Origin of the sequence: Halomonas sp. KM-1, from assembly GCF_000246875.1 — a bacterium.
Lineage (GTDB): Bacteria > Pseudomonadota > Gammaproteobacteria > Pseudomonadales > Halomonadaceae > Halomonas > Halomonas aerodenitrificans.
On sequence record NZ_BAEU01000048.1, the window covers coordinates 39,201 to 51,842 of the forward strand.

Here is a 12,642-nt window from a genome sequence, read left to right on the forward strand (position 1 = left end):
TGTGGTGTCAGGCTGCGGTGCGCAGCCGCTCCCGCATCAGTCGCAGTCGTAGGTGACGCCATTGGCGTCGGCGATGGTGCGGATCACCGACCAGTGCTCTTCATAGGTGATGGGAATGAACTGAGCTTCCCCGGAGTTGGCGAACTCGGCTTCCAGCGGCGTGCCGGACCAGTCGTAGCTGAAGAAGGCCTCCTGGATCTGCTCCTGGAGTTCCGGCTTCAGGTTGTGGGCAATGCCGTAGGCGGTGGTGGGGAAGGTCTCGGAGGTGTAGATGACCTCGTAGTCGCCTTCGTTGATCACACCGCGGGCCAGCATGCGGTGGGCGACCGAGTTGGCAATGGCGGCGGCGTCGTAGTCACGGTTGATCACGCCGAGGATGGAGTTGTCATGCGAGCCGGAGAAGGCGGTTTCGAAGTCTTCGTCGGCCTCCATGCCGTACTCGCTGCGCAGCAGTGCCGAGGGGGCGCGGAAACCAGAGTTTGAGGTGGGCGAGGTGAACGCCAACTGACGACCGGCCAGGTCCTGCATGCTTTCGATGCCGCTGTCCGGGTGGGTGATGATCTCCATCTCGTAGCCGTAGCTACCGTCCTCGGCGGCCATGATGGCGAAGGGACGGAAGCCGCCGCAGTTCACCGCCACCGGCACGCCGCCGGTGTTAAAGCCGGCCACGTGTAGACGGCCGGCACGCAGTGCCTCCTGCTGGGCGGCGTTGGACTGCACCGGGAAGAACTGCACCCGCTTGCCGGTCGCTTCGCCCAGGTGGTCGAGGAAGTCGGCCCAGACGTCGGCATAGACGGCCGGGTCTTCCACCGGGGTGTAGGCGAACACCAGCGTGCTGGGATCGACCCAGCGGGACTCATCGCTGGGGATATCGGCGACCATGTCGCCATCGGCATCGGTGTAGCGCGAGGAGAGGTCGGCGCTGGCCTGAAACGCCATGGTGGTCAGGACGCCGGCAACGGCGGTACGCAGCAGCAGAGGGGAGAAACGTTGGGACAGCATTGTCGATCACCTGTTTTGCGGAAAGGTAGCGAACTGTTACGGCTGCCATCCTGCTGTCTTGGCATTACGACTTGCGGTCCATCGCGTTACGGTTGGGTGACGTCCTCATGAATGCGACTCAACCCGCCAGATAGAGACTCGTCAGGCCGAAGGCATAGCCAATGGCAGCGCCGGCGGCGACATCGCTGAAGTAGTGCAGGCCCAGGCCGACCCGCGAGAGGGCGATCAGTGCCGCCAGCGGTACCAGCAATGGCAGCAGCCAGGGCGCATGGGCCGCCGTCATCACGCAGAACATCACCGCGTGCATGGTGTGCCCGCTGGGAAAGCTGTAGCGGTCGCGGGCCGGTTCGCCGCACTGGATCAGGTTGACGAAGGTGATGAAGGGGCGCTCCCGGCAGAGGCGCGTCTTGATCAGGCGATAGATCAGGATGGCGACGAGCCCTGTCACGGCGTACTGCAGGAAGAAGGCGAGCCCCGCCTCGGGCTGGAGCCACGGCTGGGCGGCGATCAATGCCACCCACAGTGGCCAGTCGCCCAGGCGGCTGGCCAGGCGCAGGGTGGCCAGCCAAGGCGTGTACAGGCTGAGGTTGGCGAAGCGCTGGCACAGCCGCCACTCCAACAGGTCGAGGCGATCAAATACGGCAGGGGCGCGTGGTCTCATGGTCTATCTCCCGGGCCTGTTGTAAGACGGACAAGAACTTGTCGGCAATGGCGGGCCAGCGGCAGGTCTGGCTGCGCAATTGCGCAGCACGGCCCATCTGAGCGTAGCGGGCGGGTTGCTGGCACAGCGCCACGGCGGCATCGCGAAACGCCTCGGCGTCGCCGGCGGTCACCGTCACGCCATTAACGCCGCTGTCGATCAGCTCGGCGGCGGCAGCGTGGCGATAGGCCACCACTGCCAGGCCGCTGGCCATGGCTTCCGGCACCACGTTGCCCCAGGTCTCGGAGAGCGAGGGGAACAGGAATATATCGGCGCTGGCGTAGTGACGGGCCAGGTCTTCGGGTGAGATGAAGCCGGTGAAATGCACCTCCGGCAACGCCTTCTCCAGGGAGCGCCGTGCCGGGCCGTCGCCGACGATCACCTGCGCCATGTCGGGGCGGGCGCTGCGCATGACGTGGAGCGTTTCGCGCAGCAGCGTGAGATTCTTCTCGGCCGCAAGGCGGCCGACGTGCAGCGCCACCGGGCTGTGCTCATCGACCCCCCAGCTGCGGCGCAGCTCGGCGCAGCGTAGCCCGGGTGAGAAGCGCTCCTGGTCGATGCCGCGCCCCATCACTTCCAGACGCTCGAAGCCATGGCCGGCCAAGTCATTAGCCTGCTGTCGGGTGGGTACCAGGTTGGCCTGGCAGCCGTTGTGAAAGTGGCGCAGCCCACGCATCAGCAGCGGGGCGAGCCAGGGTACGCCGTAATCGCCGCAGTAATGATCGAAATTCGTATGCCAGCCGGCCACCAGCGGGATACCCAGGCGTTTGGCCGCATGCCGTGCCGACCAGCCCAGCGGCCCTTGCGTGGCCAGGTACACCACGTCGGGGCGCTGAACCTGCCACAGGCGCTGGATGCGGCGGCCGGCCGGCATGCCGATGCGCACGGCACGGTAGCCAGGAATCGCCATGCCTGGCACTCGCAGCTCGGCCTGCATGCCCGGGGTGAGTTCTGAAGCGCTACCGTTTGCCGGCTGCGGGCGGATGAGCTGCAGTGCCATGCCGCGCGCCTGCAGTTCGAGACTCAGCTGCGCCAGGGTGTGGGCGACGCCGTTGATTTCCGGTGCCCAGGTCTCACTGACAAGACATATTCGCATGGCATCCTCGCTGCCGGGGAGCTTGTTTCCGAGGATGCCCGTGTCATGTTACGACTAGGGGGCGCGTACATGATGAAACGGTGACAGTGCATATGGGGTTTGGCCGCGGGTCCCTCTGATTGGTGCGGGAGCGGCAGGAGAGACATCGCCTCACTTCATGTTGATTCCATGTTGTTCGATCACGCGTATTCCTTTTTGCCCAACCCATAATTTTATCCGGGCACAGTCGCCGACAGATGCTTCTCCGAGTCCCAGGATGTCGCGGAGCAGTAGACGAAATACGCCTCCATGAGTCACTAAGGCTATCTCTCCTTGCGCGCCCTCGGTAAATAGTCTTTCGAAAGCAGCCGTCACCCGCTGTCTGAAGTCGCGATAAGATTCTGCGCCCGTGACAGTGCCCACCGGGTCTTTTAGCTTGGCGACTTCTTGTGGGTGATGCTGTAGCGCCTCATGCTTGGTCATGCCTGACAGGATGCCGTAACGATTGCATTCCCTGAACTCCGGGAGGACACCACGTGGCACGTCAAGACAATCGGCAATGATGTCTGCCGTTTCCAACGCGCGGTTGAGGGAGCTCGAGTAGACCATCGACAGTGGTGAATTGTTCAAGTCCCGCGCAACTTGTCGGCTCTGCTCTTTACCGAGATCGGTCAGGTAGTCGTCGTAGGCGCCCCCAAATCTGTTCTCGATGTCTCCTGTCGTTTGGCCGTGACGGATCAGATACACGATTGAACTGCTCAATGGTTGCGGCATGACCATCCACTCCTGATAGCGAATCTTTTCTGTTGCCATGCCTCAGCGACCGGACCTGCCGCTTGCCTCAACCGGCAATCGGCAGACGCTTGCGGCTGAATACGGTCAGCGCCACCAGCAGCGCCGTGGTGGTGAAGATCGCCACGGCACTCATCGCCATGCCGACTCCAGGAGAGCCCTGCTCGAACTGACCGAAGACGAAGGTCGAGACCGTGCGCATGCCGGCGGGGGCCACCATCAGTGATGCGACCAGTTCGCGTGACGCAATGGCGAAGACCAGTAGCATGGAGACGATCAAACTCGGTGCCAGGGCGGGCAGCAGGATGCGTCGGAAGGCGGTAAAGAAACCAGCGCCGCAGACACGCGCGGCGGCTTCCAGACTTTCGCCCATCTGGCGGAAGGCCGCCGAGGCGTAGCGCACCGGATAGGGAAGCAACAGGCAGGCGTAGGCGAGTAGCAGCATGGCACCGGTATTGTAGATCTGAATCGGCCACCAGGCTTGGTTCCAGGCCAGGATCAAGCCCACCGCGACCACGATGCCGGGCATGGTATTGGGCAGTAGCGAGAGCAGGTCGAGTAGGCCCTTGCCGCGCAGTTGTGCGCGTACCACCAGATAGCCGACGAGAGCCCCTAGTATGCCGGTGAGTATGGCGGCACCGATGGCCAGGCCCAGGCTGGTGGAAAGTGCCTGCAGCGCACCGCCGCGGTTGGCCAGCAATGCCTCGAAGTGGCGCAGTGAAACGTTCTCCAGGGTCAGTCCGCCGGAGAGGGTGCCGGTGAAGGCGGTGGCCAGCACGGCAAGGATCGGCACGCCCACCGAGATCAGTCCGACCAGTCCGAAGAGCGCCAGCACCGGCCAGCGCCAGAGTCCGAGCTCGATGCTTTCCGGGGCGGCAGGCTTGCCTGTCTGGCTGACGAAGGAGCGTCGTGTCACCAGCCAGTGCTGCAGGTAGAAGGCGGCCATGGCCAGCATCACCAGAAGCAGCGACAACACTGCCGCCCCTGGGATATCGATGGGCCAGTCGGAGAAGCGCTCATGAATGCCGGTGACCAGAACCTTGTAGCCAGCTTGCGCGCCCAGCGTCGCCGGTGTCCCGAATTCCTCGATGGTCAGGGCGAAAACCAGCAGCAGACTGGCCGCGATGCCAGGGGTGGATAGCGGCAGCGTGATGCGCCAGAAGGCGCGCCAGGGGCCGGCGCCGCTGACCCGGGCCGCGGCGGCATAGCGACCGCCGACACTCATCATGGTGCGCGACACGGCGAAGTAGACCACCGGAAAGACGTTGAGCACCATCACGAAGACGATGCCGGAAAACGAAAACAGAAATGCGCCACCGGAAAGCCCAGTGAGCTGCTCGGCATAGCCCCGAGGCTGCAGCGTCAGCATCCAGGAGAGTGCCGCGATATAGGGTGGGATCATGAAAGGAATCAGGAAGATCAGGTCCCAGGCGGCACCCCCGGGTACCCGGGTCAAAGCTCTCAGTGCACCCAGGGGAATGGCCAGCAGGGCGCAGACGACCACCACGGCTAGTCCCAGGCGCAGGGTATTGCCCAGCAGCCCGAGCAGTGCCGGATCGGAGAGCAAGGGAACGAAAAGGGTGAAGGCACCGTTTAGCTCGCCACGCGACCAGCCGGGAAAGATGGCCTGCAGTACCACGTAGAGGAGCGGCAACCCCACCAGCAGCAACAGGGCCATCGCCGTCAGCAGCATGATGACGCCAGCCCCGTTGACCCGGGGCAGGCGCCAGGCAATACGCTCGGACATCAACTACCCGTGACCTCGCGGAAGCGCTGCAGGATGACGTCGCGCTGAGCATTCATCGCCTCGCTGTCCACGTCGATCAGGGTCAATTCCTCGAGCGTCGGACGCAGCGCCTCGATATCGCTGCGGGCCGGCATGAGATAGCTCTCGGCGACCCGCGCCTGCCCCTGTTCGGAGAGCACGAAGTCGATGAACCGCTCGGCCTCGTTGGGCATGCGGCTAGACGCGAGAATCATCATCGGTCGAGGGGCGATGACCGTGCCGCTGGTCGGAAAGATCACCTCAATGGCCTCACCATCGGCCTGCTGGCCAAGCGAGATGTAGTCTACCGCACCGAACACCACCGACTTGGCACCCTGCAGCACCGGATTGAGGGCGCGGGCATTGGGGCCGGGCACGATCATGCCGTTATCGGAGAGTTCTTCGACAAGCGACCAAGTGGCTTCATCGCCCATGGCAGTGAGCAGGCCTGTGATCAGTTCGAAAGCCGCTCCCGACTGGGCCGGGTCGGGCATGGTGACCTGATCGCGATAGGCTGCATCGGTGAGATCGCTCCAATCGCCTGGTTGAGGGATATCGCTGTCGCGATTCCACACGAGCGCCAGAGCCGAAACGCCCTGGGCGACGTAGTGTTCGGACTTGAGAAAGTCAGGTACCGTCTCGGCATTGGGCGAGAGGTAGGGGTGCAACAGGTTCTGCTCATGCAGCGATTTTGCACTGTCCCAGGAGGCGGAGATCACCACGTCCGCCAGCGGATTGGATTGCTCGGACTCCAGTCGTGCCATGACCTGGCCAGTGGTGCTCTGGAAGACGTTGACCTGGATACCCGTCTCCCTGGTGAAGTCGGCGGCAAGGTCTTCGATCAGCGCACCGGGCCCGGCGGAGTAGACGGTGAGCGCGCTCGCCGAGGCCAGGCTCGGAATGGCGATTAGGCAGACCCCCAAGGCAAGAGGTTTCAAAGGAAACATGGCGGTCATTCTCCTGAGTCATCGATTGAGTGGCGTAGGTCGGGTTTAGCCGGTACTGGAGTGGCCACGCCTGGGCGTGGTATGAGGTCGAGCAGGCTTGCGTTGGCATCCCACGCACGCAAAGCGCTGACATCGATGCCGACCCCTACCAGACAGCCGCGCTCAGGAGCATGAGGTGCATGCAGTTTGAGCGTGCGGCCGTCGGCCAGGGTGAGCTGAAGCGACAGGTGCTCGCCCTGGAATAGTCGACCGGTAATGCGTGCGCGAAGCAGGCCATCGTCGGGGGCGCAGAGGTGAAGGGCCCTGCGCGGCAGCAGCAGGCGAATCTCGCCTTGATGGCCGCAGGCCGCAGCGAGTGGCAGCCGGGTATCGGCGATCGCAAGGCCGTGGGCGTCGAGCCGAGCGTCGAGCAGGGTGCCGGCATCCACGAAATCGGCAATGGCTGGGGTGGCCGGGGTGTGGAAGAGCCTTTCGGGTGAGTCGACCTGCTGTAGGCGGCCCTGCTGCAGCACGGCGACCCGGTCGGCCAGAGCAAAGGCTTCGTGTTGATCATGGGTGACAAAGACGGCGGTCAGGCCGAGCTCCTCGATCAGGCTGCGGATCTCCAGCGCCAAGCTTTCGCGCAGGCCCTTGTCGAGATTGGAGAGCGGTTCGTCCATCAGCAGCAAGCGCGGTTTGGCCACGATGGCCCGGGCCAGCGCGACTCGCTGTTGCTGGCCACCCGAAAGCGCGCCGGGAGTGCGCTCGGCGAAATCGGCAAGTCCCACCAGCGCGAGTGCCCATTCCACCTGGGGGCGGCGGGCGTTGGCCTTCACCCCCTGCATTTCAAGCGGAAACGCCACGTTCTGGTACACGCTCATGTGTGGCCAGAGGGCGTAATCCTGAAAGACCATGCCCAGTCGGCGATCATCGGGACTCAGATGGCGGCCCGGTGCCGCAACGCATTCGCCGTCGAGATGAATCTCGCCTTCATTCGCCTCGGAGAGGCCGGCGATGCAACGTAGTAGTGTGGTCTTGCCGCAGCCGGAAGGGCCGAGCAGGGCAAGCACCTGGCCTCTGTGCAGCATGAGATCTATGCCATCGAGCGCCACGACTTGGCCGAAGCGCTTATGCAGGCGATCGATCCGGAGCGCAGGGGTGGGCATGACGCAGCCTCTCTGAAAAAAGCCCAGATTAACGGGAAACGATGTCAGCGAGATGACAATGACCCTGAGCCCCGTCTTCCAGCGCCTCCGCGACGGGTTGAGGAAATCGCCAGGCTGCACCTGAGAGCAGGCTGCACCTGAGATAAAGGCCGCTCGAGGCGGCCAGCATCCGCTTGTGGGTACTTCCTCAGGATCAGATCACCCGTTTGCGGATCCAGGCGCTGATCTGCTCGACGCCGATCACGACCACGAGGATCGCGAGAATGACGGTCAGGGCTTGGTCGTAGCGGAACAGGTTCATCGAGGCCGAGAGCTCCACACCGATGCCCCCGGCGCCCACCAGTCCAAGCACCACGGCGCTGCGTACCGCTTTCTCCACCGAAAACAGGCTGGTGGCAACGAAGGAGGGAGTGCACTCCGGCAGGATGGCCCCGCATATCACGCCGCTACGCGAGGCGCCGGTGGCGGCCAGTGCCTGGCCCGGGCCAGGGTCGACTTCCTCGATACGCTCGGAGAAGAAGCGCGCACAGAAGCCGATGGTGTCCATGATGATGGCAAGAATACCCGCCAGGGGACCGAGCCCCACGGCCACCACGAATATCAGCGCCCATACCAGATCCGGCACGGTGCGCAGAGTCGCGACGATATTGCGTGAGATGACCCGGACGACAGGGTGCGGGCTGGTGTTGCGCGCACACAGCAGGGCCATTGGTAGGCTAAGGATGACTCCGAACACTACCCCGACGATAGCCATCTGGAAGGTCTCCAGCATGGCGGTGGCAATCACGTCCCAGCGCGAGAAATTCGGCGGCATCGCCTCGCCGAAGAAGGTGCCCAGGTTGGAGACGCCCCGGATCAGCCGCTCCGGATTGATATTGGCGCCTTGCAGGCCGGTCAGGAAGAAGGCAGCCAACCCGATCAGCAGAATAAAGGCAATGGCGGAAGGGCGCTCAAGCCTGGGCGGTGCGCTGTGTCGGGACGAAGGTACGGTCATCCGCTTCGGCCTCCTGCTGGTTGTCGATTTGATAGAGGGCCGTGATGTCGTTATCGCTGACGGCAGTGCTCGGCTGGTCGAAGGCCAGGTGGCCCTGCTTGAGCCCGATCAGTCGGTCGCCGAACTCGCGGGCGAGTTCGATTTGGTGCAGCACGCAGAGCACGGTCATGCCGCGCTCGCGTACCACCGACCACAGCAGTTCCATGACCTCGCGGCCGGCCTTGGGGTCGAGGCTTGCCACCGGCTCGTCGGCAAGCACGATCTCAGCGTCCTGCATCAGCATGCGGGCGATGGCTACGCGTTGTTGCTGTCCACCGGAGAGGGTGTCGGTGCGGCGCGCTGCCAGGTGGGCGAGACTGACTCGCTCCAGGGCTCCCATGGCCGCCATGCGCGACTCACGACTGGCGGTCAGCGCGTGGCTTGCGAGGATGCCGCGGTGACCCATCAGGCCGAACAGCACGTTCTGCAGTACCGAGAGGTTGCCAACCATGTTGAACTTCTGGAATACGCAGCCAATACGCTGACGCAGCGGGCGCAGCTGACGACGGGAGGCCCGGGTGAGGTCTACGCCATCCAGCTCGAGGCGCCCCGTCGTGGGGCGCTCGAGACCGGTCAGACACTTCATCAAAGTCGACTTGCCGCAGCCGTTGTGGCCGAGGATCACCACGCCCTCTCCGGGAGCCACCTCGAACGACAGTCCGTCGATGGCACGAGTGCCGTCCGGGTAGACCTTGGTCAGGTCGCTTACTGTCACTTGCATATGGCTCACACTCAGTCGTTGAGACCCAGCAGGGCGTAGGATTCGCGCACCACGTCGTACTCCGCGTCATTCACGCGAACCATTTCGGCGCCGATGTACTTGTCGCGCTCGCCTGGGGAGAGGATCGCCTGCAACAGGCCCTCCGGGTCAGCCATGAAGGCCTCCCGGATTTCACTGACGCAGTCGGCGGATATATGCGGACCGGCCACTATGGGGTCGCCCGGCATATCCTGGCCACGCTCGATGATGCGATAACTATCCTCACCGTGGCGGGAGGCAAAGGGGGCAAAGTCGCGAACGCCGGTACCCACGGCATCTACTTCGCCGGAAGCCAAGGCCTGCATGCGAGCACCGTCGAGCAGCGAGATCTGCAAGTCGCGGTCAATGTCCAGGCCGGCTTTGTGCAGCATGTAGCTGGGCATGATATGGCCAGTAGTGGAACCATGATCCTTCATGGCCACATGCTTGCCGCGCAGATCCTCCAGCGATTCTATGCCGCTGTCGGAGGCGGCGATGAACACGGAGTAATATTCAGGTCGTACGATGGCGGTGATGGGCTGGACGCCATCGACACGCTCGGCCATCAGCACGTATTCCGAGGGGCCGGCCAGTACGATATCGACTTGCTCGAAGCGCAGGGCGTTGATAGCGGTAGTACGGTTGCCTACAGGGAAAAACTCTACATTGACGCTCAGGCGCGACTCAACTTCCTCGACGAAGTCGCTGAATGCGCGCTGGAGCTCCTCGGTGCCCTCTATACCTGTATCGGCGAAGCGCAGGGTGGCGGGGCAAGATTCTGCTGCTTGAGCCTGAGTGGCGGCGGCCATTAGGCCAAGGGCGGCAAAGGGGAGAACGAGCTTGAACATGAGTCACCTCGAATGGTTGGAATTGGGCATTTATTGGTGGCCCTACCCTGCCAATGCTCGATGACGAAATCGTTTCATTGAGATCACGTTCGTGTTACGTCGGCTGTTGCGAAACTACAGCCGCCACCACCATGGTCGGCTCGCATCCCGAACGAGAATTGGCGAAGCTGTCGAATAACGTCGCTCGGAGTCTGCCATGAAGCATTCCCCCGCCTATCGCCTTGCCGCGACCATTCTGCACGGCTTCGACGAGTACCGTACCCGCTTCAAGGAGATCACCGCCGATGCCAGCCGGCGCTTTCGCGACGCCGCCTGGCGCGAGGCGCAGCAGGCCTCGGCCGAACGCATCAACCTCTACGAGGAGAAGGTCGGCGAGACCCTGGGGCGGCTGAAGCGGGCTCTGGACGAGGACGACCTGACCCACTGCGAGTGCTGGCGTGAGGCGCGCAATCACTATGCCGAAATGATCAGCGAGCGGCTCGACTACGAGCTGGCCGAGACCTACTTCAACTCGCTGTTCTGTTCGATCTTCCATCACCGTCATATCCGCAACGACTGGATGTTCGTCTATAGCTCGCGGGATGCGGCGGCGCATCACTCGGGCCTGGAGCCGTGTCGCCGTCTGCAGGTGAACGGCGACTGGGAGGCGGCGATTCGCTGGGCGCTCGCCGAGGCGCCATTCGAGACCCCCTACGAGGATCTGGAGCGGGACGCGCGCCTGGGAGGCGAGTTCCTGCGCGGGCATCTGCCCCAGGCCCTTCTCGACGCGCCGGACACCGAGGTCGAACTGCTCAAGAGCGTGTTCTATCGCAACAAGGGCGCCTATCTGGTGGGGCGCATTCACGGCAACGGCGCCCAGGTGCCGCTAGTGCTGCCGATCCTGCATGAGCAGGGGGAGGGGCTGCATCTCGATACCGTGCTGATCGAGTCGGACGAGGTCTCGATCATCTTCTCCTTCACCCGCGCCTACTTTCAGGTGAAGGTGCGGGTGCCGGGGGAGTTCGTCGACTACCTGCAGCAGCTGATGCCCGACAAGCCGGCGGGCGAGCTCTATTCCGCCATCGGCTTCTTCAAGCACGGCAAGACCGAGTTCTTCCGTGCCCTGAACCGTCAGGTGGCCAGGCGTGAGGACAAGTTCATCATCGCGCCGGGCGTGCGCGGCATGGTCATGGCGGTATTCGTGCTGCCCTCGTTTCGTACCGTGTTCAAGATCATCAAGGACCGCTTCGACCCCTCCAAGGAGATGAGCCACGACACCGTGCGCGAAAAGTACCGGCTGGTGAAGCGTCACGACCGGGTCGGGCGCATGGCCGACACCCAGGAGTTCTCCAACTTCATCGCACGCAAGGACCACTTTGCCCCGGAGTGCCTCGAGCATCTGCTGGAGGTGGCGCCCTCCACCGTGCAGCTCAGGGGTGACAAGGTGATCATCAAGCACTGCTACACCGAGCGCATGATGACGCCGCTCAATCTCTACCTGGAGCAGTGCAGCGAGGAAGAGACCCACGCGGTGCTCAAGGACTACGGCAACGCCATCAAGCAGATGGCGGCGGCCAACATCTTCCCCGGTGACATGCTGCTGAAGAACTTCGGCGTGACCCGCCACGGCCGGGTGATCTTCTACGACTACGATGAGGTCTGTTACCTCACCGAATGCCACTTCCGTCACATTCCCGAGCCGATGTACCCGGAGCAGGAGCTATCCAGCGAACCTTGGTACTCGGTGGGGCCGAATGATATTTTCCCCGAGGAGTTCGGGCCGTTCCTGTTCGCCGATCTCAAGCTGCGCAAACTTTTCTACCAGCTCCACCCCGAGCTGTTCGATGCCGACTACTGGAAGAGCGTGCAGCAGGCGATCGTCGATGGGCGGGTGATCGACGTCTATCCCTATCGCAACAAGCAGCGCTTCAGCGCCAGCGAGGAGAACGGCCTGGTCTATTGAGCGCCCGAGCGGCGGCGCGTTGATCCAAGGAGAGACATGTCAGACCCAAGGCAGCCCCACCTGGTGGTCTTTACCGGCTCGGGCATCAGTGCCGAGAGCGGCATCCAGACCTTTCGCGCCGGCGATGGCCTGTGGGCCGAGCATCCCATCGAGGAGGTCGCCACGCCCCAGGCCTGGCGGCGAGATCCGGCGCGCGTGCTGAACTTCTACAACCTGCGCCGCGAGCAGGTGCGCCGGGCACGCCCCAACGCCGCGCATAAGGCCCTGGCGGAGCTAGAGCGCCAGGGCTTTCGCGTCAGCATCATCACCCAGAACATCGACGACCTGCACGAGCGCGCCGGCTCGCGCAACGTGCTGCACCTGCACGGCGAGATTCTCAAGGCCCGCTCCACGGTGGATGCGCGCATGCAGTACCCGCTGCCCCGCGGCGGCATCGAACTGGGCGACATCTGCGACAAGGGCAGCCAGCTGCGCCCCGACGTGGTGTGGTTCGGCGAGAGCGTGCCGCACTTCGGCGAGGCCTGCGAGATCGTCGCCGAGGCGGACATGCTGCTGGTGGTGGGCACCTCGCTGGCGGTGATGCCGGCAGCCTCGCTGCTCGAACACACGCCGCTCGACGCGCCCAGCGTGCTGGTGGACCCCGACTCGCGATAT

The 12,642-nt window shown here is 63.7% G+C and carries 12 protein-coding genes; 2 read left to right on the forward strand and 10 right to left on the reverse strand.

Going from position 1 to position 12,642, the window contains the following annotated elements; all coding sequences use genetic code 11:
- Positions 1-36: 36 nt before the first annotated feature.
- The 10 genes from phnD (B8115_RS04690) to phnD (B8115_RS04735) form a co-directional block, all read right to left on the reverse strand.
- Positions 37-1,002: a phosphate/phosphite/phosphonate ABC transporter substrate-binding protein gene (gene phnD / locus B8115_RS04690; RefSeq protein ID WP_010626600.1), complete on the reverse strand. Its 966-nt coding sequence runs from the start codon at positions 1,000-1,002 to the stop codon at positions 37-39.
- A gap of 118 nt (positions 1,003-1,120) precedes the next feature.
- The gene (locus B8115_RS04695) at positions 1,121-1,663 is read right to left on the reverse strand and encodes a phosphatase PAP2 family protein (protein WP_010626601.1); all 543 of its coding nucleotides are present in this window, start codon (positions 1,661-1,663) and stop codon (positions 1,121-1,123) included.
- Positions 1,635-2,798, reverse strand: coding sequence for a glycosyltransferase family 1 protein (locus tag B8115_RS04700; RefSeq protein ID WP_010626602.1), 1,164 nt, complete (start codon positions 2,796-2,798; stop codon positions 1,635-1,637). The genes B8115_RS04695 and B8115_RS04700 overlap by 29 nt, the downstream gene beginning before the upstream one ends.
- A gap of 150 nt (positions 2,799-2,948) precedes the next feature.
- Positions 2,949-3,590: a histidine phosphatase family protein gene (locus tag B8115_RS04705; protein WP_083861774.1), complete on the reverse strand. Its 642-nt coding sequence runs from the start codon at positions 3,588-3,590 to the stop codon at positions 2,949-2,951.
- A gap of 28 nt (positions 3,591-3,618) precedes the next feature.
- Complete coding sequence (locus B8115_RS04710; RefSeq protein ID WP_010626604.1) at positions 3,619-5,316, reverse strand: iron ABC transporter permease; 1,698 nt, start codon at positions 5,314-5,316, stop codon at positions 3,619-3,621.
- On the reverse strand, positions 5,316-6,281 hold the full coding sequence (locus B8115_RS04715) for an ABC transporter substrate-binding protein (RefSeq protein WP_141638516.1): 966 nt from the start codon (positions 6,279-6,281) through the stop codon (positions 5,316-5,318). The genes B8115_RS04710 and B8115_RS04715 overlap by 1 nt, the downstream gene beginning before the upstream one ends.
- A gap of 5 nt (positions 6,282-6,286) precedes the next feature.
- Positions 6,287-7,426, reverse strand: a complete 1,140-nt coding sequence (locus tag B8115_RS04720; RefSeq protein WP_010626606.1) for an ABC transporter ATP-binding protein — start codon at positions 7,424-7,426, stop codon at positions 6,287-6,289.
- A 193-nt stretch (positions 7,427-7,619) separates the two neighbouring features.
- The gene (gene phnE, locus B8115_RS04725; protein WP_010626607.1) at positions 7,620-8,420 is read right to left on the reverse strand and encodes a phosphonate ABC transporter, permease protein PhnE; all 801 of its coding nucleotides are present in this window, start codon (positions 8,418-8,420) and stop codon (positions 7,620-7,622) included.
- Entirely contained in the window at positions 8,377-9,180 is an 804-nt protein-coding gene (gene phnC / locus B8115_RS04730; RefSeq protein WP_010626608.1) for a phosphonate ABC transporter ATP-binding protein, read from the reverse strand. The genes phnE and phnC overlap by 44 nt, the downstream gene beginning before the upstream one ends.
- 11 nt (positions 9,181-9,191) lie before the next feature.
- On the reverse strand, positions 9,192-10,046 hold the full coding sequence (gene phnD / locus B8115_RS04735; RefSeq protein ID WP_010626609.1) for a phosphate/phosphite/phosphonate ABC transporter substrate-binding protein: 855 nt from the start codon (positions 10,044-10,046) through the stop codon (positions 9,192-9,194).
- 196 nt (positions 10,047-10,242) lie between these two features.
- Between phnD (B8115_RS04735) and aceK the strand changes: the two genes are divergently transcribed.
- Positions 10,243-11,988, forward strand: a complete 1,746-nt coding sequence (gene aceK, locus B8115_RS04740; RefSeq protein WP_010626610.1) for a bifunctional isocitrate dehydrogenase kinase/phosphatase — start codon at positions 10,243-10,245, stop codon at positions 11,986-11,988.
- A gap of 36 nt (positions 11,989-12,024) precedes the next feature.
- The coding region (locus B8115_RS04745; protein WP_010626611.1) for a Sir2 family NAD-dependent protein deacetylase at positions 12,025-12,642 on the forward strand (618 nt) is incomplete at its 3' end.

Bases quoted from the DNA above. Each gene is read 5' to 3' on its own strand.
- phnD (WP_010626600.1), bottom strand. From the start codon at position 1,002: ATGCTGTCCCAACGTTTCTCCCCTCTGCTGCTGCGTACCGCCGTTGCC.
- B8115_RS04695 (WP_010626601.1), bottom strand. From the start codon at position 1,663: ATGAGACCACGCGCCCCTGCCGTATTTGATCGCCTCGACCTGTTGGAG.
- B8115_RS04700 (WP_010626602.1), bottom strand. From the start codon at position 2,798: ATGCGAATATGTCTTGTCAGTGAGACCTGGGCACCGGAAATCAACGGC.
- B8115_RS04705 (WP_083861774.1), bottom strand. From the start codon at position 3,590: ATGGCAACAGAAAAGATTCGCTATCAGGAGTGGATGGTCATGCCGCAA.
- B8115_RS04710 (WP_010626604.1), bottom strand. From the start codon at position 5,316: ATGTCCGAGCGTATTGCCTGGCGCCTGCCCCGGGTCAACGGGGCTGGC.
- B8115_RS04715 (WP_141638516.1), bottom strand. From the start codon at position 6,281: ATGTTTCCTTTGAAACCTCTTGCCTTGGGGGTCTGCCTAATCGCCATT.
- B8115_RS04720 (WP_010626606.1), bottom strand. From the start codon at position 7,426: ATGCCCACCCCTGCGCTCCGGATCGATCGCCTGCATAAGCGCTTCGGC.
- phnE (WP_010626607.1), bottom strand. From the start codon at position 8,420: ATGACCGTACCTTCGTCCCGACACAGCGCACCGCCCAGGCTTGAGCGC.
- phnC (WP_010626608.1), bottom strand. From the start codon at position 9,180: ATGCAAGTGACAGTAAGCGACCTGACCAAGGTCTACCCGGACGGCACT.
- phnD (WP_010626609.1), bottom strand. From the start codon at position 10,046: ATGTTCAAGCTCGTTCTCCCCTTTGCCGCCCTTGGCCTAATGGCCGCC.
- aceK (WP_010626610.1), top strand. From the start codon at position 10,243: ATGAAGCATTCCCCCGCCTATCGCCTTGCCGCGACCATTCTGCACGGC.